Genomic DNA, 20,603 nt, shown 5'->3' with positions numbered 1-20,603 from the left:
CCGGGCGCCCCCGTCAGCGGCTGCCCGCCTTCTCGTCGTCCGGGCGGTCGGAGCGGTCGGAGCAGCCGGCACGGTCGTCGGCGGGAGCGGTCGCCTGGCGGACCACACGGGCCCGGACCGGCCCGCCGGAGCCCGGCCCACCGTCCCCCCGGCGCAGACGGCGCAGACGGGGCAGACCGTGCAGGCGGTGCAGCAGCCGGGTGGTCACATGCCTGCCCCACAGGGTCCACAGGGCCCGGCCGGGGGCCCGGTCGTCCGCGGCGTGCCAGGCCAGCTCACGACCGTCGGGGGCCGGACGCAGCAGGCTCAGCGGCGCGTAGTTCTCCACCACGAACGCCCGCCCCGGCCGCGGCGCCCCCTCCGGCAACGGACGGCCGGTCAGGTCCAGGTGCAGCGCGCGTACGACGTCCAGCCCGGCCGTGTCGGTGAAGAGCCGGAACTGGGCGCCGGGACGCGGGTTGAAGTCGAGCAGGTGGTAGCGGCCCGTCGTACCGCAGCGACGGAAGTCGAGGTCGAAGACGCCCCGGTAGCCGAGCTCCCCGGCGATCCGCTCGGCGAGCGCCTGCACCTGCGGGTTCGGCGTCCAGCGGCCGACCGCGGTCAGACCGGCACCACGCGGCCGGGCCAGCGTCTTACGGCCGGGACCGCCGGCCCGGACCGTGCCGAAGCGGTCGGCGTACCCGTGGAAGAACCAGTCGCGGTCCGGCCCCGGCGGCAGGAACGCCTGGAGCAGCAGCCGGCTGCCCGCCTCCTCGGCCCGCCGGTACAGCTCACCGGCCTCCCGCGCCGAGCGCACCAGCACCGTGCTGCGCAGTCCGCCGCCCTGGGGCACCAGCCAGGGCCGGCTCCACTTCGCCACCAACGGCAGCCCCAGCAGCGAGGCGGCACGGGCGGCCTCGACCGGACCGTCCGGGACCAGGGTCTCGGGGTGCGGAATGTCCAACGACGCGCACACACCGACCAGTTCAGCCTTGTCGGCCACGCGTTCGGGCAGCGTCGCGGGCAGGTCGGGCAGCAGGTACCAGGGCGACAGCTCCAGCCGCGTCCGCCCCACCGCGAGGGCACTCGCGTCGTCCATCGGGACCAGTACGGCGGGACGTGCGATCCGCGCGGCGACACGGCGCAGGACGCCCACGATGTCGGCGGTGGACGCGCCGGGCGGCGGGGGAGTGTGCAGCCCGCTCAGGTAGCGGGAGGCGCGGACGGGGCTCCGGTCGCAGTCGGCGACCACGTGCACGTCCACCCCCGCGCGGCCGAGTGAACGCACGGCGCCCAGCGTTCCGTGGTGAAAGGGATTCCGGTCGATCCGCAGCAGTACGGCGGGAACGCGGGTGTCGAAAAGCGACACGGGGATACTTCCTTCGAATTCGGTCGGGGTCACCGGAGCGGGCGATCAACGCACTCGAAAGCCGTAGCGGCGGTGGCGTGATGGCATTTCATATGACTGAGTGTCGGTAGCTGATCGGCGAGGAAAGAGGAAAGAGGCCGGCATGGTCGTACGGCAGTCACGGACCCGGCCCGGGAGGCGGACGGCATGCGTCGCGGCGGCCGCGATCGCGACGGTGGCGCTCCTGGCCGCCGGTCCACCTGTCGCGGTCGGCGGGCCGCCCTCGCCCCCGGCGCCCCCGCCCGCCCCCGGCGCTCCGTCGGAAGCCGTCGCTCGCTCCGGCCCCGCGTTCGGCGCGTACCTGGACTACGGCCCGCGCGGCGTGGCCCGGATGGCGGAGCTCAGCGACTGGCTGGGCGACGCCGAACTGCGCGTCGGCCACACGTATCTGCCCGGCGACCGCTGGAGCAACATCGAGGGCGCCCCCGACTTCCTCGAGGCGTGGGCGGACTGGCGCACCGCCGACCCCGACCGGATGCTGGTCCTCAACGTGCCCATGATGGAGCGCAACGAGGAGGGCCTCGACGACGACGAGGTACGGGGACTCCTGCGCCAGGGCGCCGCCGGACGCTTCGACCACCACTTCAGGGCCCTCGCCGAACGGCTGGTGGAACTGAAGGTGCCGGACACGGTCGTCGTGCTCGGCTGGGAGATGAACGGCGTCACGTACAGCCACCGCTGCGGGCCGGACCCGGAGGCCTGGAAGACGTACTGGAACAGGATCGTCACCACGATGCGCGCGGTGCCGGGCCAGAAGTTCCGGTTCGACTTCACCCCGAGCCGCGGCCGGGACGCCGTCCCCTGGACGCGGTGCTACCCGGGAGACGACACGGTCGACATCATCGGCATGGACTCGTACGACCAGCCGCGCGGGATGACGTTCGACGAACAGGTGAAGGAGCCGTACGGACTCCAGGACCACGTGGAGTTCGCCAAGGCCCACAAGAAGCCCGTGTCCTATCCCGAATGGGGCCTCTTCCGCAACGGCGACAATCCCGAGTACATGCGGCGCATGCTCGCCTGGATGGACGAGCACGAACCCGTCTACAACACGATCACCGACTACTGCCCGCACGGCGTGTGGCAGTGCGACGACAACCCTCGCGCCAGCGCTGTCTACCGGTCGGTGCTCTTCGGACGCACCGACCAGCCGGCCCCCACGCCCCCGGTGCCGCCCGTGCCCGCCGAACCGCCCGTGCCCCCGGTGCCGCCCACCGCGCCCCGGCCCTCGGCCGACTGCACGCCGCTGGAGCTCGGCGACTGGGTCGAGTACTGGCTCGGCGGGAAGCTCTGCATGCGCCTCGACTGGTTCTCGCGCGACGAGTAGCGGCCCTCGGCGGCGGGGCCGGTCAGGTCCTGCCGCCACCGCCGGACTCCTTCCGCTCCTGCCCGTGGCGCCGCAGCTCCTTGGCCCGCCGGCGCACGGCGACGTCGCACAGGGCCGCCGCGAGCAGCGGGGCCGTGCGGCGGCGGGCCAGCAGCAGCCGCTGGTTGTGCACCGGCTCCGGACGCCAGTGGTGCTTGTAGGGCTCGTTGCCCCGCAGCAGGCTCAGCGTGCCGCGCTCCGGTGCCCGGGCGTGCTCCGCGCACGCGTCCAGCAGCATCACCGCCACGTCCGCCTTCCGCTCCCGCAGCCCGGGATGGGCGCCGTACAGGTAGCCGCCCGCCAGCCGCCGCGACAGCAGCGTCACGTCCACGGCCACCACCTCGTCGTCCATCCGGAACTCGGTGACCACCGCGTCCCCGGAACGCACCATCGGTCCCACGGCTCGCACCAGGTGGTCGCGGAACCGGGTGCGCAGGTGCTCGCCGGTCACCTTCCGCCCCTGCCACTGCAACCGGTGCAGCTCCAGCAGCCGGCGCAGCGCCGCGTCCACCTCGTCCGGGAGGACGGTCCGGCTCTTGACCCCGAGCGCGTCCAGCCTGCGCAGCTTGGCACGCACCCGCTGCTGCGCCTTGGCCGTCGGCAGCCGGGCGACCAGCCCGTCCATCGGGGCGGCGGGCAGCTCCAGGCAGAGCGAGTCGGGCACCCGGTGCCGGGGGCCGCGCCAGCGGTCGTAGACCCGTTCGGCGGCGGCGCCCGGCCGTACCTCGCGCAGGTCGATCAGCGCGGTGCGCGCCGCCGCCGACAGGCCCTCGGTGAGCGCGGCCACCGCCTCCGGACCGCGTTCGTCGTCCAGCAGGACGTCCCCGTAGTCGGAGATCGCCCCGCCGAGCGTCACCAGCGCCGGCACCGGACTCGCCACGCGCATCAGCGGCGCGGCGGCCACCAGTTCGCGGCCGTCGCGGGCCAGCAGCAGCCGAAGCCGGCCGCGCCGGCCGTACGTCCGCCACCAGGAGTGCAGCCAGGCGTGGCTCTGGAACGGGGTCGCCGCGGCGCACCGCCGGTACAGCCGCCCCCAGTCCGCCGCCAGTTCGGCGAAGCCGCGCTCGTCGGTGACCGTCTCGGTCCGGTACGTCGTCGGGCGCGGGGCCGCGACCGCACCCGGGTGCGCTGCCGGGGACGTCACAGCTGTCCGCGGACGTCGGACGCCGGGGCGGGCCCGGGTACGGCCGCCGCCGTGCGCTCGGCCTCCCGCGCGGCGCGCCGCGGCCGGACCAGCAGCGCCAGCCCGCCGAGCAGACCGCCCGCGCTCGCGCCCACCAGCCCCGTCACCGCGGGCGAGGCCGAGGACGCCTCGGTGGGCTCGGTGGCGCGCGCGAACGTGCGCAGCTCGACGTGCGTGTCGTCGACGGAGTCCGCCGCGTGCCGGGTCAGCGCGCGGGAGACCGCGTTGGCCATGTCGGCGGCCCGGTCCGGGCGGGAGGAGGTGGCCGTCACCGAGACCATCGGCGCGTCCGGCGAGGTCGCCGTGCGGACGCTCTCCTCCAGCGTCGCCACCGGTACGCCCGCCCACATCTGCGCGTCCCCGAGCACCGCGAGCTGCGTGGCGACCCGGCCGTAGGCCTGGGCGAAGCCCAGCGCGGAGGCCGGGTCGGATTTGTCGGTGGGCACGGCGACGACGTAACCGGTGGCCGTGTACTGGGGGGTGACGACCAGGCCGTAGCCCGCGCCGAGCAGTCCGCCGGCGAGGGCGCCGGCCGCGAGCGCGGACCAGCGCGGGAGGGTACGGGTCCGGGCCCGGACGCGGCGCAGGGCGGCGCGGGCACGGCCGGGGCGGGCGGGCCGCTCGGCGCGGACCGTGGCCGCCGGGTCGGCCGAGGGGCGGGTGAGGGGCTCGGTCATGCGGAACTCACTCCCTGGGGTGCCGGGGACAACGGGTGGGTGAGGGCGGCCGCGTACACGTCCAGCAGCCGGGCGGCGCTGCGGGTGACGCAGTAGTGGCGGGCGGCCTCGGGCGCGGTGCGCGGGCCGGGGCCCGGACCGGCGGACGCGCGGGCCTCGGCGAGGGCGCGGGCGAACTCCTCGTCGCCGCCCGTGACGCGCCGGGCCCGGGGCGCGGCGCCCGGGGGCAGGTCCTCGATCGCCGGGCAGGACGCGTACAGCACCGGCAGCCCGGACGCGAGGCCTTCCACGGCCGCCAGGCCGAAGGCCTCCTCCGGCGACGGCGAGGCGAGCACGTCCATCGCGGAGGCGAGCGAGGGCAGGTCGGGACCGGTGGAGCCGTCGGTGGCGCAGGGGCGTTCGCCGGTGAGCAGGACACGGTCGGCGACGCCGGCCCGGTGCGCGGTGCGGCGCAGGACGTGCTCCTCGGGGCCGCCCCCGACCAGCAGCAGCCAGCAGTCGTCCGGCAGCCGGGCCAGGGCGCGGACCAGCACGTCGAACCGCTTGCCCTCGGTCAGCCGGCCGACGCCGCCCACGACGTACGCGCCCTCCGGCAGACCGAGGCGGCGCCGGGTGCGCAGACGGGCGACGGGGTCGAAACGGAAACGGGCCAGGTCGACGCCGTTGGGGACGACCTCGATGCGGGGCGCGGGCACGCCCCAGCGCCGCAGCCGGTCGGCGACGGTGGGGGAGACGGCGACCGTGGCGCTGCCCAGCCGCTCCCCGGCCAGGTACAGGGCGCGGACGCCCGGGGTGAGCGGGCGGCCCTCCATCTGCGAGTCGCCGAGGGAGTGTTCGGTGGCGACGACCGCGCGGACGCCGGCCAGGCGGGCGGCGAGGCGGCCGTAGAGGCAGGCTCGGTAGAGGTGGGTGTGCACGAGGTCGTAGCCGCCGGTGCGGATCAGCCGGGTCAGGCGGGGCAGCGCGGCCAGGTCGCGGTTGCCGGCCATGCCGAGGTGGACGACCTCGACGCCGTCGGCCCGCAGCCCGTCGGCGACCGTGCCCGGGTTGGTGAGCGTCACGACGTCGCAGTCGACGGGGAGGTGGCGCAGCAGCAGCCGCAGTTGCTGCTCGGCGCCGCCCACACCGAGGCCGGTGATGATGTGCAGGGCCTTCATCTCAGACCCCCGCCGCGGCTCGGCGGCGCAGCCGGTGCAGCCGGGTCTTCAGCAGAAGTCGCACGGCCCCGTCGCGCTGCCCCACGTGCACGCGGGGAAGGGCGTACCGGCCGGTCAGCGGGCCGGGGTCGATGGCGCACGCGTAGGCGTAGCCGGCGGCGCGCACGGCGTCGGCGGCACGGGCGTCGACCGTGCCGTACGGGTAGCAGAAGCCGGTCACCGGAGCGCCGGTCAACTCCTCGAGCAGCGCCCTGCTCCCGGCGGTCTCGGCCTTCAGCACGGTGTCGTCCGCCTCGGTCAGGTCGACGTGGGTGAGACCGTGCGAGCCGATCTCGACGCCCTCGGCGGCGGCGTGCCGGATGCCGTCGGCGGTCAGCAGCGGCTTGCGCGGGCCCAGCGGGTCCCAGGCGTTGTCGCCGCCGAGCCGGCCCGGCAGTACGAAGAGGGTGGCCCCGCAGCCCCAGCGGCGCAGACGGGGCAGCGCGTGCTCGACGAAGTCGGCGTACCCGTCGTCGAAGGTCAGCCCCACCATGTCCCGGCCCCCGCCGCGGGCCCGGGCGGCCAGCAGCTCGCCGACCGGCACACCGCGCAGCCCGCGCCGCCGCAGCCAGGCGAGCTGCGCGTCCAGCCGGTCGGGCGTGACCGTGATGCGGTACGGGTCGTCGGAGCAGTCACCGACGGAGTGGTACATCGCCACCCAGGGGACGACGCGGGGGCGCGCGCGTGTGCCGGTGCGCGCGCGGGTGTCAACGGGGCCTGCGGGAGCGGGAGCTGAAGCCGAAGCGGCCATGAATGAGCCTTCGTGTGACGGAGCGGACGGAATCGAGGGCCGGCGCGATGCCTTGAACGCGCAGGACCCGGCCGAGCAGGACGTATACGCCGACGACGACCGCCGAACCGGCGGCGAGGGAGACGGCGGGGACGGCGAACCGGCCCGCGACCAGCGCGCCCGCGACACTCGCCGCGGTCGCCGCCGTCACCGGTCTGCCCAGGTCGCCCAGGACGCGCCGGACGCGGACCGGGACGCTGCGCGGGCCCATCCCGGCGAGCAGCACGGCGGCGGTCACGGTGATGCCGGCGGCGTTCGCGGCGGCGATGCCGGTCACGGCCCACGGGCCGACCGCGTACGCGCCGATGCCGGCGGTGGCGGCGATGCCGACGGCCATCGCGCCGAGCGGGTACCAGCTGGCGCGGCCCGCCGAGAAGTAGGAGCGGGCCAGCGCCCCCACCACGGTCTGGCCGAGCAGCCCGAGGGCGTACACGCGCATGACGCTCGCCGTCGCCGCCGTGTCGGCCGCCGTGAAGGCGCCGCGCTGGAGGAGCAGTTCGATGATCTGCGGCGCGCAGGCGACCACCGTGGCCGCGCCCAGCAGCACCAAGCAGGCCGCCAGCGCCACGTCCCGTTCGACGCGGTCGCGGGCCCGTTCGGTGTCGCCGTCGGCCATCGCCCGGGCCACCACCGGGAACGTGACCGTGCACAGCATCAGCGACAGCGTCATCGGGATCTGGGCGACCTTCTGCGCGTAGTTCAGGTGCGAGATGGCCCCGGAGGGGAGCCCGGAGGCCAGGAAGCGCTCGATGAGGACCTGGGACTGCCGGCACAGCGCGAAGAGCAGGACGGTGGTGAACAGGGCGAGGGCGAGGGGACGTGCCCGGTCGTCCGGGACCGGTCGCACCTCGCCGTCGTCGTTCCGGCGGCGCAGCTGACGCAGCAGCGACGGCAGCTGCGCCGCCACCATCAGGACGCCGCCCGCCGCCACCCCGGCCGCCGCCGAGCGCACCCCCCAGCGCCCGCCGAGCACGAACATCGCGGTGATGATGCCGGTGTTGTAGACCACGTAGATCGCCGCGGGCGCCAGGAACCGGCGGTGCGCCCGCAGGGCGGCGCTGCAGTACCCGGCCAGCCCGAAGCTCACGACGCAGGTGGCGGTGAGGCGGGTGCAGTCCACGGCGAGGGCGTGCTCGGGCAGCCCCGGAGCCATCGCCCCGACCAGCTGGGGCGCGCAGACGACGACCAGCGCGCCGACCGCGACGAAGGCCGGCGCCAGCCGGGGCAGGGTCGACGCGACCAGCGCGCGGACCGGGTCACCGGGGGCGCCCTGGGCGCGGCGGGCCAGGGCCAGGCTGAACATGGGGACCAGCGCGAAGGCCAGCCCGTCCTCGATCAGCAGCGTCGCCGCGAACTCCGGCACCGTCCACGCCACCAGGAAGGCGTCCGTCTCGCCGCCGGCCCCGAACAGCCGGGCCAGCGCCTGGTCCCGGGCCAGCCCGAGCACCGACCCGGCCACCGACAGCACCGCCGTGAGCAGGGCGGCACGCGCGAGGAAGCGCCCGGAGGACCGGCCCGCGGCCGGCGTCGCCCGGTCCGCGTCCGGCGCGGCGGTCCGGGCCGACGGGACGGACGCCTCGTCCGCCGCACGGAGCGGGGTCCCCTTCACCGCGCCGGTACCTCCGTACCGGACCCGGACCCGGCGACAGCCCCGGGCACTGACCGGGAACGGGCCCCGGCCCCGAGCGCCCACCACGCCGCCAGCCCGAAGGACACCGCCGTCAGCACGGTCGACGGCCCGCCGATGTCGGCGTAGGCGAAGTCGGTCAGCTGCCACACCAGCAGCCCGCAGGCGACCAGCGCGCAGTCCAGGCCGTCCGGTCCGTCCCGCTGGGAGCGCCGTGCCGCCCTCAGCCCGCGCAGCCCCAGCAGGAGCAGCGCCAGCCAGCTCGCCGTGAGCGCGACAAGCCCGATCAGCCCCTGCTCGGCCAGCACCAGCAGGTACATGTTGTGCGGGGAGAGCAACGGCTGCTTGCGGTACCCGGCGCCGGCCCCGTCGGTGTCGCTGCCCGAGGACAGCGCCAGCGAGGCGTGGGTGTCCAGGTGCTCGGGGAAGCCCTTCAGGCCCACCCCGGTCAGCGGCTGCTCGCGCCACATGCCGACCGCCGCCGCCCACATCGTGTAGCGGTCGGTGACGGACTGGTCGGGAGCGTCGGTGACCTGCGTGATGCTGCCGACCCGCTCCTCCAGCATCGCCGTGCCGATCCCGAACCCGCCCACGAGCACCACCCCCGCCGCGACCGCGGCCACCCCCACCGTCAGCGCCCTGCGCACCCCGGCGAGCAGCAGCTGCACCGCGCACGTCACGGCCGTGGCGATCCACGCCCCGCGGCTGAAGGACAGGGCGAGCGGCAGCAGCAGGGCGAGCGCGCACCCGGCGGCGAGCAGCCGGTGGCGGACCGGCGTCCGTCCCAGCGCCAGCCCGACGGCGCAGACCAGCCCCAGGGAGACCACGGTGGCCATGCCCATCACGTCCTGCGCCCCGAAGGTGCCCACGGCCCGGATCTGCTCGCCCTGGTAGGAGGCGCCGGTCCCGGTGACGTACTGGTGGACGCCGACCGCGCCCTGCCACGCCGCCAGCCCCACCATCGACCAGGCGAGCAGCCGCACGTCGTCCCGGCCGCGGATCAGCAGCAGTACGGCGGCGGGGACGAGGACGAAGACCTGGAGGTAGCGGCCGAACCCGACGAGCCCGGCCCCCGGTGACGCCGCGCCCACGGCGGCGACGGCGAGCCCGAGCACGGGCAGCCCCAGTACCGAGGCCGCCGTACGGGACAGGGGGCGCCGCCGGTCCCGTACCAGGCGCAGGGCGCAGTACAGCACCACCAGCGCGGAGACCGCGTCGGCCGGATGGGCGCCGCCCCCGCCGTCCGGTGCGACCGGCAGGGCGAGCAGCGCGACGACCAGGGCCACGGCCAGCACGGGCGGCAGCCGCCGCGGGCCCGTCGCGGACCCCAGGGGCAGGGCGTGGCTCACCGCGCTCAGCTCCCCGTGGGGCGCACGAGCGCGACGGCCGTGCGCAGCAGGATGCAGACGTCGTGCCACAGCGACCAGTCGTCGATGTAGGCGTTGTCGAAACGGGCCCGGTCCTCGATGGAGGTGTCGCCGCGCAACCCGTTGATCTGGGCCAGGCCCGTGATGCCGGCCGGCACCCGGTGGCGGTCGGCGTATCCGGGGTGGGTGCGGCTGAACCGGGCCACGAAGTAGGGGCGTTCGGGGCGGGGGCCGACCAGGCTCATGTCGCCCCGCAGGACGTTCCACAGCTGGAGCAGCTCGTCGAGCGACGTACGGCGCAGGAAGCGGCAGAACCACGGCATGCGCCGTTCGTCCGCCACGCTCCACCGGGTCGCCGACTCGTGCTCGTCGGCCGGGCGGTGGGTGCGGAACTTCAGCAGCGTGAACGGCCGGCCGTCCTTGCCGACGCGCTCCTGCCGGAACAGCACCCCGGGACCGCCGACGACCCGCAGCACCGACGCGCAGGTCAGCAGCAACGGGCTCAGCAGCAGCAACAGCGTCCCGGACACCGTCACGTCCAGCACCCGCTTGCCCACGCTCCCCGGCCGCTGCCGCACCGGATCCAGACGCCGGCAGGAGAATCCGGCGAGCCGGTCCGGGCCCGGGTACGAGGGGACCTCCGCGTCGATCTCCCAGACCGCGCATCCGGCCCCGGCCAGCGCCCGCAGCAACGGCTCCTGCCGAGCCCGCACGGAGGGGTGGACGACCAGGACGTCGCGCACGCCGTTCTGCACGGCGGCCCGCCGCGCCTCCTCCTCCGTGGTCAGCACGGGCAGGCCGGTGGCGCCGCCCGCCCCGTCGGAGACGACCCCGACGGGGCGCACCCCGCAGCGCGGGTGGCGCAGCACCGCCGAGGCCACGCGCTGCGCGGTCGCGGCCGGGCCGACGACGAGGGCCGCGCGCGGGTGGTTCAGCAGCGCGGTACGGCGCCGCCGGTGCACGGCGCCCCGGGCGGCGCAGCCCGCCGCCGCGTGCAGCAGGAAGCCGAGGAGCAGCGTGCGGGCGGACAGCGTGTGCGGCGGGGTGTACGCCGCGACGAACGCGGCCAGCGCCAGCCAGGCCACGGCGATGCGGCCGCACAGGACGGGCAGGTCGTCCAGGACGCCCGGCAGCCGTCGGCGCGGGCGCGGACACAGCAGCAGCGCGGCGGCTACCAGCAGGGCCGCGAGCAGCGGTTGGTGCGGGGTGCCGGTCAGGGCCAGCGTGCCCGGCAACGCGGCCGCCGCTCCGTCCGCGACGAGCAGTGGTGCCCGGGAGTCCGGCCGGGTCGCGGGGCGCCCGGTGGGAAACCCGGAACCCGTGGCGCCGGCACCGGGCGGCAGCACCGAGACGGCGGAGGGGGAACCGAGGTCGCGCGGCTGGCCGGCGGGGGCGGGAACGGTGCTTTCCGCGGTCATGGGTGCGTGGACTCCGTGTACTCGATGGGGACGAAGGACGACCGCGCCGCGGCCGTCGGCCGGTCGCCGCGCAGGCGGGGCTGCGCGGGTGACGGTTCGCGGCCGGGGAGGGGGCGCGGTTCCGCTGGCCGCCGGTCGGGGAGGAGACTGCGGTAGACCGCCGCGACGGCCGCGGCGGTGAGCCGTACGTCGTGCCGGGACAGGACGTGCGCCCGCCCCCGGCGGCCGAGCGACGCGCGCAGTGGCGCGTCGAGCAGCAGGCCGGTGACGGCGTCGCCCAGCGCCGTCGGGTCCTCCGGCGGTACCAGGCAGTGCGGGGCGAGAGCGGGCGGCAGGCCCTCGCGGGCGCCGTCCACGTCGGTCACCACCACGGGCCGCCCGCAGGCCATCGCCTCCAGCGGGGCCAGTGCCATGCCTTCCCAGCGCGAGGGCAGGACGACCAGATCGGCGGCCCGGTACCAGGGGTCGGCGTCGGCGACGGCTCCCGCGAACAGGACGGACGCCGGGGCGTTCTCCCCGGAGGAGCGGGACAGGGCCGGTCCCTCACCGGCCGACGGGGACGCCGGGGCGGGGGCGCCGGGGCGGGTGGGGGCCGGGTCCGGTCCGCCGCCGAGGGGGCCGGCTGCCCGGCCGGGGCCGTCCGCCCGTGCCCGGTCCGGTCCGTCGCCGAGGAATCCGTACGCCGACGCGAGCGCGGCGAACCGGGCGTGTTCCGGGCCGTCACCGACCAGGACCAGTCGGGCTCCCGGCACGCGCGCGAGGACCGACCGCCACGCCGTCAGCAGGACGTCCTGCCCCTTCTGCCGGCACAGCCGCCCCACGCAGACCACCAGCGGAGCCTCCGGACCGACGCCGGCCCGGAGCCGTGCCGCGTCCGCCTCGGCCACGTCGTCCCGGTTCCCGGCGGCGTCGTCGTCGCGGAAGCGGTCGAGAGCGATGCCGTTCGGGACCACCGCCCACCGCCCGCGGACCCCGGCGCGCACTCCCCGCAGCCGTTCCGCGTCGCTCACGCACACCGTCCGCGCCGCCCACCGCGTCCCCCACCGCTCCCACCCGAGCGCCAGGGCGGCGGCGGGCCCCCCGACGGCCTCGAACGACCAGGCGTGCGGCTGGAACACGGTCGGAATGCGCCCGCGCACGGCGAGCCGCCCCGCGAGTCCGGCCTTCGCGCTGTGTGCGTGCACCAGATCGGGCCGGACGTCCGCGATCACCCGCGCCAGCCGCCGCACCTCCCGCGCCAGCGCCGGCCCCGGTGACCGCGTCGCCGGCCAGTGCCGCACGTCGGCGCCGAGCGACCGCAGTTCGCCGGCGAGGGCCCCGTCGGGACAGGCGACCGCGACGTGCAGCCCGGCGGCGACCTGGGCACGCGTCAGGTCCGTCACGACACGGGCGACTCCGCCGTCCACCGGCTGGGTGACGTGGAGAACCCGCGGCGGGGAGTCGGTCGATGGCAGGTGCATACGAGTTTCCTCGCTCACGGAGCATGCTCGGGACAGGCGCGGACGCGTCACCGCAGGGAGCCGGCGTGACACGGCACGCGCCGCGGCACGCGTGTCCCGCCGGGGACGAGCCGGAAGACCTGCGGATCACCGTCGCGATCGGAGCCCCGGAGAGTGCCCTTGGCCGATGTCCCGCACTGGTGCACGGGGATGCGTCGGATGGAGTGGGACTCTAGCCGCTATCCGTACGAATCCGGCGAAACCGGGTAAGTGTGTTGGATTGGTGAATGCCGCGTGTCTCGCGGGATCACTCGTTAGGAGGCGCAACTTGTGCGGATGCCACACGTTGACACTGCGCCGGGCACCCGCCCGGATGTTTGCGTCAATTCCAAGGAGCCCCTCTCCATGTCGCGTATCGCGAAGGGCCTGGCCCTGACCTCCGTCGCCGCCGCCGCGGCGGCGAGCACCGCCGGTGTCGCCGCCGCCGACAGTGGCGCGCAGGCCGTCGCCGCCCACTCCCCGGGTGTCCTGTCCGGCAACGTGGTGCAGGTCCCGGTGCACGTGCCGGTCAACGTCTGCGGCAACACCGTCGACATCATCGGCGCGTTGAACCCGGCGTTCGGCAATGAGTGCGTGAACGACTGACGTCGCCTCGAAAGCCCCGCACCGGCCGTCCGTGCCGCGGTTCCTCCGCGAACGGGCGGCCGGTTCGCTGTGGGGTGCGGACGGTTGCCGGACGGACGGCGGTGTGCTGCCCCGAATGGGGGCTACGTCTGCCGACACGGCCGGAAGGCCTTGACAGGCGTCTCACCAGGGAGGACGTCAGCGCGGGAAACGCCGGGCGAGTGCGGGGGGTGAGCGATCGGTTGCAGAGCGCCATGGGCGCTTCCACGGTGGGCACAAGACCCGACGCACCACCGAAAGGAACCCCCCATGCGTCTGCCCGCACGGCGAATCGCCACCACCGCTCTCACCGCCGGCCTCCTGATCGGTCTTTCCGGTCCGGCGGTGATGGCGGCCGATGGCGACTCGGTCCGGGAACGCACCCACGCGGCGTCCCGCGCACCCCTCCCCGACGCGGAGGAACTGCAGAGCCAGGTCGGCAGCCTGGCCGGCCTGGGCGGAGTGCTCACGCCGGTCACCGACCTGCTCAACGCCGTCCTCAAGGCCGACAACGGCCGCCTTCCCGCCGCGGAGGCGGACGAACTCGCCGCCGCCGTCAAGGAAGCCCTCGCCGAGGCCGACGCCGCGGACGCGGACGACGCGGCGACGGCGCCCGGTACCACGACCCCCGGCACCACCACCCCCGGCACGAGCACCCCGGCCCAGCCGCCGGTCGTGACCGCGCCGGAGGCCGGTAACCCGGTCACGCTGCCGGCCCCGGTCACGGCGCAGAGCGGTGACGGCGCCCAGGCGGCCACCGACCTGACCGCCGCCGCCCACGCCGCCCTGCAGGTGCGGATCGACGCCCTGCTCAAGGCCACCACCTCCGGTACCGCGGCACAGGTGAGCCCGGCCGTCGAGAACGTGGTGACCGGCGTCGTCAACGTCGTCGCCGCCACGCTCGTCGGCGGCGGACTGCCGGCCGCGGACCTGGCCGGGCTGCCCGCGCTGCCGAGCGCGCCGGAGGCCGCCGCACCGGAGGCCGCGGTACCTGCCGCTCCGCAGCAGGCGAACCCCTCCTGACGCCGACACGGTGAACCCGGCCGTTGCGCCGCCCTCCCCGGGGGCGGCGTAACGGCCTTCTTCTTTTCGGTCCGCCGTTCCCGCGGAGGGATTTCGGCGGGCCGCGGAGCCATTCCGTTCCGGGCGATGACGCCTTCCCGTATCTCATATGTCTTCCGGGCGCATGGTTTCCGTGCCCGGCCCAGGTCGTTGTGCAGGGCGTCAGCATTTCCTCGGGCGACGTGAGTTGCCGAAGAAAGGAACACGATGAAGTCCCTCAAGGCCGTCGCTGTCGTTGCCGGATCCTTGGCCGCCGTCGGCTCCGCCGCGCCCGCGTTCGCCCAGGACGCCCCCGGTCTCACGGCCGGCACCCTCGACGGCGCCGTGAGCACGCTCACCACGGACCCCGTCAACGTCCTGCCGCAGAAGGCCCCGTCGGAACTGCTCGACACCGAGAACAAGGATTCCGTGCTGCACACCGTGAAGGACGTGAGCACCCAGCTGAACTCCGGTGACCGGCTGCTCGGCGGCCTCCCGCTGGGTGGCTGACCCGCGCTCGGCGCACCGGTCATCCCGTGAGAAACCCCCGGCGTACACGCCGGGGGCCGAAGCGTGTACCCGAGTACTTCCGCCGGGGTCGGCGGCCGGTGCTCCGTGCGGCCCCACGAGCGGTGACCGCGGGGGCCGCCGCTCGGCCGGCGGTAGGGGCACCGGAAACGGACGAGGAGCGAGCCATGATCGTCGATGTGGGCGGAGCAGCGAGCGGCGCGGCAGGGGACGCGACGGCTCCCGCGAGAGGCGGGCCCGGTCACGGGACACGGCGCGGGATGCTGCGGGGACTGCTCGCCCCGGCCCTCGCCATGACACTGACCCCCTTGGTCGCGGCCTCCCGGCCCTCCCCGGCGCCCGGCGCCGCCGAGGACACCGTCACCAGGGCCGGCGCACGGCCCGCCCGCCCCGAGCCGCACGCCGCAGGGTCCGCCGGGAGTGCCGGGAGCGCCGCGTTCGACGAGATCTACCGGGGCCGCCGCATCCGGGGTGCCAGGGCGGTCGCGGGGCACGCCGTCGCCGCCGGTGCCTGGCATGTCACCGTGGACGGCCGGCCGCTGCATCTGATGCGCCGGGCCGACGGCGGCTGGCTGAGCATGATCGACCACTACCGGTCGTACCCCACCCCCCTCGACGCGGCCCGCGCCGCCGTGGACGAACTCGGCGGCGAGCGCCTGCGCGAGGCACCGGCCGGTGACGGCCCACACCACTTCGGGCACGGTTCTGGGGGGCACCGTGGTGTACACGCGTAAGGACGTCACCACGCTGACCGGCACCGAGAAGCGGCGGTTCGTCGACGCGCTGCTGGAGACGAAACGCCGCGGTGAGTACGACGAGTTCGTGCGCATCCACATCGAGTACTACGTTTCCGACGGCGAGCACGGGCTGCGCACCGCCCACATGGCCCCGTCCTTCCTGCCGTGGCACCGCAGGTTCCTGCTGGACCTGGAGCAGGCGCTGCGCCGGATCGACTCGTCGGTGACGGTGCCGTACTGGGACTGGACGAAGGACCGCACCACCTCGTCCTCGCCCTGGACCGCCGACCTCCTCGGCGGCACCGGGCGCCGCTCCGACCGCCGGGTCACCACCGGGCCGTTCGCCCACGCCACGGGCAACTGGACCATCAAGGAGAACGTCACCGGCACCGAGTACCTCACCCGGGACCTCGGACGCTCCGGCGACCCCATCGAGCTGCCCACGAAGAGCGACCTGGAGTGGGCGCTCGACGACCCGGTGTACGACACCGCGCCCTGGGACTCCACGGTCCGCAAGGGGTTCAGGAACAAGCTGGAGGGATGGGGCACCGGCCGCGGCAGCGCCTCCTGGCGCAACCACAACCGCGTGCACCGCTGGGTCGGCGGTGCCATGGTCGGCGGCGCGTCCGTCAACGACCCCGTGTTCTGGCTGCACCACGCCTTCGTCGACCTTCAGTGGTCCCGCTGGCAGGCCCGGCACCGCGACACCCGCTACCTGCCCGCCGAGCCGCCCGGCCCGGGCGACGCCCAGCACGGTCGGGTCGTCGCGCGGCACGAGCGGCTGCCGCCCTGGGACGTGACGCCGGACGAGCTGGAGGACCACAGCCGGATCTACCGGTACGCCTGAGCGGACGAGGCGGACACGGGAGAGCCCCGGCCTGGCCGGCCGGGGCTCTCCTGCACTACGGGACTCAGCCCTTGTGGCCGCCGTGCTTGCCGTCCTCGCTGTGCTTGTCGTCCTTCTCGACGTCACCGTTCACGCAGGTGTTGCCGAAGGCCGGGTTCAGCGCGCCGACCAGGTTGACGGTGTTGCCGCACACGTTGACCGGCACGTTGACCGGCACCTGGACGACGTTGCCGGACAGGACACCGGGCGAGCCGACGGCCGCCCCCTTGGCGCCCGCGTCCGCCATGGCCAGGCCGGTGCCGCTGAGCACGACGGCACCGGCGCCGAGCGCGACACCGGTGGCCTTCGCGATGCGAGACATCACGTTCTCCTTCTGACTCGGGTAGTACGACGGCAGGACGCGCCACCGCACTGCCGGTTCAACGCGACGGGTCGGAGAGGGGTAACGGGGGAATGTGAGGATCACCCTTTTTGAACAAGAGTGTGGGGGAAGAGGGTATTTGGGCGCGTGGGGACTCCGGGGCGGCTTCGGGGTCTCTGGACCTCTGGCGCGACTGGGGCGACTGGGGCGAGGGTGCCTGGGCGCCAGAGGCGTCGGAGTCGTCGGTGGGCCGAAAACCGTTCGGTCCCGTGCCGGGGTGTCCATTAGCCTCCCGGGCATGACTGACGACCTACCCGACCAGGCCGGCCCGTTCCCCGGCGTCGTCGCGCAGTCCGGCGTGACCGCGCTGCCCGCCCTGTTCGCCGACGAGGGCCGGGTGCGCGCCTTCGCGGCCGTTGCCCTGGGGGCGGGCAGCGCGGCGGAGGTGGCCCGGGCGGCCGGCCTGACCTCGAAGGTGACCGCCGCCGCACTGCGCCGGCTGCGGGAGCACGGTCTGGTGACGTCCGGGGACGGCGGCGGCCTCGTCGTCGCGCACGAGCGTTTCGGGGAACTGGCCCGCGCGGGCCGGCCGGCCGCGGAGACCGCCGGGCACACCGGGGCCGACGACCGGGCGGGCCTGATCGTGCGGACCTTCGTCAAGGACGGGCGACTGGTGCGGCTCCCCGCGCGCTGGACGCGCAAGAAGGTGGTGCTGCGGCACATCGCCGAGCAGACCTTCACGCCAGGCGTGGAGTACCCGGAACGCACCGTCGACGAGAAGCTGCGCGCCTGGTGCGACGACGGCGACGTCGACCATGTGACGCTCCGGCGCTATCTGGTGGACCTGGACCATCTGCGCCGGAGCGGCGGAACGTACTGGCGGCCGGATCAGTCCGTCCGGGCCGGAATCGCCTGAGCGTCCGGGCCCTGGGCGTCCGGGGCCGCGGCGGGGGCAGCGGGAGCAGGTGCCGGTGACGTGGGCAGGCGGCGTACGGGGGAGCCCGCGAGGTAGGCCCGGATCGCCTCGACCGCCTGGCCGTAGTACGTGGCGTAGTTGGCGCGCGAGACGTAGCCCAGGTGCGGCGTCGCGAGCAAGCGCGGGGCGGTGCGCATCGGGTGGTCGGCGGGCAGTGGCTCGGTGTCGAAGACGTCCACGCCCGCCCCGGCGATCCGGCCCTCGCGCAGCGCGGCGAGCAGGGCGTCCTGGTCGACGATCGCGGCGCGCGAGGTGTTGATCAGGTAGGCGGTCGGCTTGAGCAGGGCCAGTTCGGCGGGGCCGAGCAGGCCGCGGGTGCGGTCGCCGAGGGCCAGGTGGACGGAGACGAAGTCGGCCGTGGAGAGCAGGGCCTCCTTGGAGGGGGCGAGTTCGACACCGACCTCGTCGGCGCGCTCCTCGGTGAGGTTCTGACTCCACGCGCTCACCCGCATGCCGAAGGCGAGGCCGACCCGCGCCACCCGGCTGCCGATCTTCCCCAGGCCCAGCAGCCCGAGCCGGCGGCCGTGCAGGTCGGCGCCGACCGTCCGCTGCCAGGGGCCGCCCTCGCGCAGTCCGTTGCTCTCCTGGACGATGCCCCGGGCCAGGCCCAGCAGCAGGGCCCAGGTCAGTTCCACGGGCGGGGTCGAGGAGGACGCCGTGCCGCACACGGTGACGCCGTGCGCCTCGGCGGCGGCGTAGTCGATCACGCTGTTGCGCATGCCGGAGGCGACGATCAGTTTCAGCCGGGGCAGCCGGGCGATCAGCGACGCGGGGAAGGCGACGCGTTCGCGCAGCGTGACCACGATGTCGACGTCGGTGAGCGCCGCGGCGAGGGCGTCCTCGTCGGTGAAATGGGTGTCGAAGGACACGACGTCGACATCGTCCGCGACCGGCGACCAGTCGGCGATCTCGGTCGCCACCTGCTGGAAGTCGTCGAGCACCGCGCAGCGCAGTCGCACGTCGTCCGGTCCCTCCGCCAAACGGGCAGTGGCGCCCCCGGCAGGACTCGAACCTGCGGCCAAGCGCTTAGAAGGCGCCTGCTCTATCCACTGAGCTACGGGGGCCTGGTGTGGTGGCCTCGTTCGTGGTGCCCGGGTGTGGGCTGATCCGTGACGTTGCCGGGGACAAGGATAGGGCTCCCGGCTCCATGTCCCTGATGCTTCCCCTCCGTGGCTCGATGTGGAGGTTCGGTGAAGCGGTTCCGATAATCGCAGGCAGGTACGAATCGTGCATCGCTTTTGACGTCTCACGCATCGGGTGTTGTGCACTCGTTATGCCTGGACTGTGCTCGCGTCCCAGTAATCCCTTCCGCCTGAAGTGTCCGGTCGGCGCGCAGGCATACTCATATGCTTCAGAATTCCCCTGAAATTGGGCATTCTTCACATGTGGTGACCTTGGACGTACGGCCTCAGCTGCTCGACGCACTCTCCGCCCTGCGCGACCGTGTCGCGGCCGCACGCTTCCCGCTGCCCCTGGCGGGGGCCCCACGCGCGCGTGCCAACCGTGACGAACTGCTCGCACAGCTCGACGACTACTTGGTGCCCCGGCTGAAGGAGCCCGAAGCGCCCCTGCTGGCCGTCGTCGGCGGCTCCACCGGCGCCGGGAAGTCCACGCTGGTGAACTCCCTGGTGGGCCGCCGGGTCAGCGAGGCGGGCGTACTGCGGCCCACCACCCGCACGCCGGTGCTGGTCTGCCATCCGGAGGACCATCACTGGTTCAGCGGTATGCGGGTGCTGCCCGACCTGACGCGCGTGTGGGTGCCCCACCGGGAGCCCGACGACGACCTGCTCCTGCCGGGCGAGAATCCCACGCGCGTCCTGCGCGTCGAGACCGCCGACAGCCTCCCGCCGGGCATCGCCCTCCTGGACGCGCCGGACATCGACTCCCTCGTCGCCGACAACCGCGTCCTGGCGGCCGAGCTGCTCTGCGCCGCCGACATCTGGGTGATGGTCACCACGGCCGCCCGGTACGCCGACGCCGTCCCGTGGCATCTGCTGCGTACCGCCAAGGAGTACGACGCCACCCTCGTCACCGTCCTCGACCGGGTGCCCCACCAGGTGGTGGCCGAGGTGTCGCGGCAGTACGCCGCGCTGCTCACCAAGGCCGGGCTCGGTGACGTCCCCCGCTTCACCGTCCCGGAGCTGCCCGAGTCGGCCTGGGGCGGCGGGCTGCTGCCGGCCAGCGCCGTGGCGCCGCTGCGGACCTGGCTCGCGCACCGGGCGCAGGACCTCGGTGCCCGGCACGACGCCATGGCCCGTACGGCCCACGGCATCCTGGACTCCCTCAAGTCCCGGATGCCCGAACTGGCCGGTGCCACCGCCGCGCAGTACGCCGCCGCGCTCCGGCTCACCGCCGCCGTCGACGGCGCCTACGACGGCGAGCACGCGCGCGTACGGGGCAGGTTGCAGGCGGGAGCCGTGCTCGCCGGGGACGCGCTGAAGCGGTGGCGGGCGTTCCCCCTCGACTGCACCCCTGAGGAACTGCTCGACTCGCTGGTGGAGAGCCTCACCGCCCTGCTGCTGTGCTCCGTGACCGCCGCCGACGAACGGGTCGACGAGGCCTGGCGGCGCGAACCGGCCGCCGCCGCCCCGGAACTCGCGGGCCGCGACCCGGCGCCGGAGAGCGCCGAACACCGCATCGGGATGGCCGTTCGGCGGTGGCGCCGGGAGCTGGAGGAGTACGCCGAGGACGAGGTCCGCGAGCTCGACCGGAACCTGGCCCCGGACCCCGCCGTCGTGGCCGCCCTGGTCGCCACCGTGCTGCTGGGCGGACGGCGGGGGCGCAGCGCCGGGGAGCGGCTCGCCGAACGGATCGGCGCCCACGGCGCGCTGCGGCTGCGTGACCGGGGCGGGCGGCTGCTCGACGAACACGTGGACCGGGTCCTGCACGTCGAGCGCGAGCGCAGGCTGGCACCGCTCGACGGGCTCGAGGTCCATCCCGAGCCCCAGGCCGAACTCATCGCCGCGCTGTCCGTACTGCAGAAGGAGAGGTGACCGGTGA

19 protein-coding genes and 1 tRNA gene are annotated in these 20,603 nt (G+C 75.0%); 8 read left to right on the top strand and 12 right to left on the bottom strand.

Annotated elements, in window-relative coordinates:
* Positions 1-13 precede the first annotated feature (13 nt).
* A complete protein-coding gene (locus ACLIN4_RS12350) occupies positions 14-1,348 on the bottom strand; it encodes an ATP-grasp domain-containing protein (protein ID WP_290013897.1) in 1,335 nt (444 codons plus the stop codon).
* A gap of 142 nt (positions 1,349-1,490) precedes the next feature.
* On the opposite strand from ACLIN4_RS12350, the gene ACLIN4_RS12345 reads away from it, so the two are divergent.
* A complete protein-coding gene (locus ACLIN4_RS12345; protein ID WP_289903156.1) occupies positions 1,491-2,714 on the top strand; it encodes a glycoside hydrolase family 26 protein in 1,224 nt (407 codons plus the stop codon).
* Positions 2,715-2,736: 22 nt separating this feature from the next.
* On the opposite strand, the gene ACLIN4_RS12340 is transcribed toward ACLIN4_RS12345, so the two are convergent.
* From ACLIN4_RS12340 to ACLIN4_RS12305, 8 genes are read right to left on the bottom strand one after another with little or no spacing between them, the layout of a single operon-like run.
* Positions 2,737-3,897: a GNAT family N-acetyltransferase gene (locus ACLIN4_RS12340; protein ID WP_373429044.1), complete on the bottom strand. Its 1,161-nt coding sequence runs from the start codon at positions 3,895-3,897 to the stop codon at positions 2,737-2,739.
* Complete coding sequence (locus ACLIN4_RS12335) at positions 3,894-4,613, bottom strand: lipopolysaccharide biosynthesis protein (protein ID WP_289903157.1); 720 nt, start codon at positions 4,611-4,613, stop codon at positions 3,894-3,896. The genes ACLIN4_RS12340 and ACLIN4_RS12335 overlap by 4 nt, the downstream gene beginning before the upstream one ends.
* Entirely contained in the window at positions 4,610-5,770 is a 1,161-nt protein-coding gene (locus ACLIN4_RS12330) for a glycosyltransferase (protein ID WP_307652803.1), read from the bottom strand. The genes ACLIN4_RS12335 and ACLIN4_RS12330 overlap by 4 nt, the downstream gene beginning before the upstream one ends.
* A gap of 1 nt (position 5,771) precedes the next feature.
* The gene (locus ACLIN4_RS12325; protein ID WP_107479680.1) at positions 5,772-6,461 is read right to left on the bottom strand and encodes a polysaccharide deacetylase family protein; all 690 of its coding nucleotides are present in this window, start codon (positions 6,459-6,461) and stop codon (positions 5,772-5,774) included.
* Positions 6,462-6,516: 55 nt separating this feature from the next.
* Positions 6,517-8,208, bottom strand: a complete 1,692-nt coding sequence (gene murJ, locus ACLIN4_RS12320) for a murein biosynthesis integral membrane protein MurJ (protein WP_373429045.1) — start codon at positions 8,206-8,208, stop codon at positions 6,517-6,519.
* Entirely contained in the window at positions 8,205-9,575 is a 1,371-nt protein-coding gene (locus tag ACLIN4_RS12315; RefSeq protein ID WP_290013894.1) for an O-antigen ligase family protein, read from the bottom strand. The genes murJ and ACLIN4_RS12315 overlap by 4 nt, the downstream gene beginning before the upstream one ends.
* A gap of 5 nt (positions 9,576-9,580) precedes the next feature.
* Positions 9,581-11,011 (bottom strand): sugar transferase, encoded by a 1,431-nt coding sequence (locus tag ACLIN4_RS12310; protein ID WP_307652804.1) that lies wholly within the window; start codon positions 11,009-11,011, stop codon positions 9,581-9,583.
* Positions 11,008-12,471 (bottom strand): glycosyltransferase, encoded by a 1,464-nt coding sequence (locus ACLIN4_RS12305; RefSeq protein WP_307652805.1) that lies wholly within the window; start codon positions 12,469-12,471, stop codon positions 11,008-11,010. The genes ACLIN4_RS12310 and ACLIN4_RS12305 overlap by 4 nt, the downstream gene beginning before the upstream one ends.
* 384 nt (positions 12,472-12,855) lie before the next feature.
* Here ACLIN4_RS12305 and chpG point away from each other — a divergent pair, with 384 nt between their 5' ends.
* From chpG to ACLIN4_RS12280, 5 genes are all read left to right on the top strand, one after another.
* The gene (chpG, locus tag ACLIN4_RS12300) at positions 12,856-13,095 is read left to right on the top strand and encodes a chaplin ChpG (protein WP_107480080.1); all 240 of its coding nucleotides are present in this window, start codon (positions 12,856-12,858) and stop codon (positions 13,093-13,095) included.
* A 288-nt stretch (positions 13,096-13,383) separates the two neighbouring features.
* Entirely contained in the window at positions 13,384-14,136 is a 753-nt protein-coding gene (locus tag ACLIN4_RS12295; protein WP_289903162.1) for a hypothetical protein, read from the top strand.
* A 246-nt stretch (positions 14,137-14,382) separates the two neighbouring features.
* Complete coding sequence (locus tag ACLIN4_RS12290) at positions 14,383-14,664, top strand: hypothetical protein (protein WP_100049212.1); 282 nt, start codon at positions 14,383-14,385, stop codon at positions 14,662-14,664.
* Between the two features lie 185 nt (positions 14,665-14,849).
* Positions 14,850-15,416 carry a tyrosinase family oxidase copper chaperone gene (locus ACLIN4_RS12285; protein WP_289903163.1) on the top strand — a complete coding sequence of 189 codons (567 nt, stop codon included), beginning with the start codon at positions 14,850-14,852 and terminating at the stop codon, positions 15,414-15,416.
* Entirely contained in the window at positions 15,400-16,266 is an 867-nt protein-coding gene (locus tag ACLIN4_RS12280) for a tyrosinase family protein (RefSeq protein ID WP_100049214.1), read from the top strand. Before ACLIN4_RS12285 ends, ACLIN4_RS12280 begins: the two co-directional genes overlap by 17 nt.
* 64 nt (positions 16,267-16,330) lie before the next feature.
* Here ACLIN4_RS12280 and ACLIN4_RS12275 read toward each other — a convergent pair whose 3' ends face one another.
* Positions 16,331-16,627: a chaplin gene (locus ACLIN4_RS12275; protein WP_100049217.1), complete on the bottom strand. Its 297-nt coding sequence runs from the start codon at positions 16,625-16,627 to the stop codon at positions 16,331-16,333.
* Between the two features lie 298 nt (positions 16,628-16,925).
* Between ACLIN4_RS12275 and ACLIN4_RS12270 the strand changes: the two genes are divergently transcribed.
* Positions 16,926-17,543: a DUF2087 domain-containing protein gene (locus ACLIN4_RS12270; RefSeq protein ID WP_382088515.1), complete on the top strand. Its 618-nt coding sequence runs from the start codon at positions 16,926-16,928 to the stop codon at positions 17,541-17,543.
* Here ACLIN4_RS12270 and ACLIN4_RS12265 read toward each other — a convergent pair.
* Together ACLIN4_RS12265 and ACLIN4_RS12260 are read right to left on the bottom strand one after the other, a co-directional pair.
* On the bottom strand, positions 17,516-18,562 hold the full coding sequence (locus ACLIN4_RS12265; protein ID WP_411576752.1) for a D-2-hydroxyacid dehydrogenase family protein: 1,047 nt from the start codon (positions 18,560-18,562) through the stop codon (positions 17,516-17,518). The two genes, ACLIN4_RS12270 and ACLIN4_RS12265, sit on opposite strands and share 28 nt — an antisense overlap.
* Before the next feature lie 29 nt (positions 18,563-18,591).
* Positions 18,592-18,667: transfer RNA gene (locus ACLIN4_RS12260), tRNA-Arg, on the bottom strand.
* 321 nt (positions 18,668-18,988) lie between these two features.
* Between ACLIN4_RS12260 and ACLIN4_RS12255 the strand changes: the two genes are divergently transcribed.
* A complete protein-coding gene (locus ACLIN4_RS12255) occupies positions 18,989-20,596 on the top strand; it encodes a dynamin family protein (protein WP_289903165.1) in 1,608 nt (535 codons plus the stop codon).
* The last annotated feature ends 7 nt before the right edge of the window (positions 20,597-20,603 follow it).

The sequence above is a fragment of the Streptomyces mutabilis genome (assembly GCF_046628145.1).
Taxonomy (GTDB): Bacteria; Actinomycetota; Actinomycetes; order Streptomycetales; family Streptomycetaceae; genus Streptomyces; species Streptomyces mutabilis.
This window is presented reverse-complemented; position numbering and strand designations above follow the sequence as displayed.

Bases quoted from the DNA above. Each gene is read 5' to 3' on its own strand.
- ACLIN4_RS12290 (WP_100049212.1), top strand. From the start codon at position 14,383: ATGAAGTCCCTCAAGGCCGTCGCTGTCGTTGCCGGATCCTTGGCCGCC.
- ACLIN4_RS12325 (WP_107479680.1), bottom strand. From the start codon at position 6,461: ATGTACCACTCCGTCGGTGACTGCTCCGACGACCCGTACCGCATCACG.
- ACLIN4_RS12285 (WP_289903163.1), top strand. From the start codon at position 14,850: ATGATCGTCGATGTGGGCGGAGCAGCGAGCGGCGCGGCAGGGGACGCG.
- ACLIN4_RS12270 (WP_382088515.1), top strand. From the start codon at position 16,926: ATGACTGACGACCTACCCGACCAGGCCGGCCCGTTCCCCGGCGTCGTC.
- ACLIN4_RS12345 (WP_289903156.1), top strand. From the start codon at position 1,491: ATGGTCGTACGGCAGTCACGGACCCGGCCCGGGAGGCGGACGGCATGC.
- ACLIN4_RS12310 (WP_307652804.1), bottom strand. From the start codon at position 11,011: ATGACCGCGGAAAGCACCGTTCCCGCCCCCGCCGGCCAGCCGCGCGAC.
- ACLIN4_RS12305 (WP_307652805.1), bottom strand. From the start codon at position 12,471: ATGCACCTGCCATCGACCGACTCCCCGCCGCGGGTTCTCCACGTCACC.
- ACLIN4_RS12335 (WP_289903157.1), bottom strand. From the start codon at position 4,613: ATGACCGAGCCCCTCACCCGCCCCTCGGCCGACCCGGCGGCCACGGTC.
- ACLIN4_RS12295 (WP_289903162.1), top strand. From the start codon at position 13,384: ATGCGTCTGCCCGCACGGCGAATCGCCACCACCGCTCTCACCGCCGGC.
- ACLIN4_RS12275 (WP_100049217.1), bottom strand. From the start codon at position 16,627: ATGTCTCGCATCGCGAAGGCCACCGGTGTCGCGCTCGGCGCCGGTGCC.
- chpG (WP_107480080.1), top strand. From the start codon at position 12,856: ATGTCGCGTATCGCGAAGGGCCTGGCCCTGACCTCCGTCGCCGCCGCC.
- ACLIN4_RS12330 (WP_307652803.1), bottom strand. From the start codon at position 5,770: ATGAAGGCCCTGCACATCATCACCGGCCTCGGTGTGGGCGGCGCCGAG.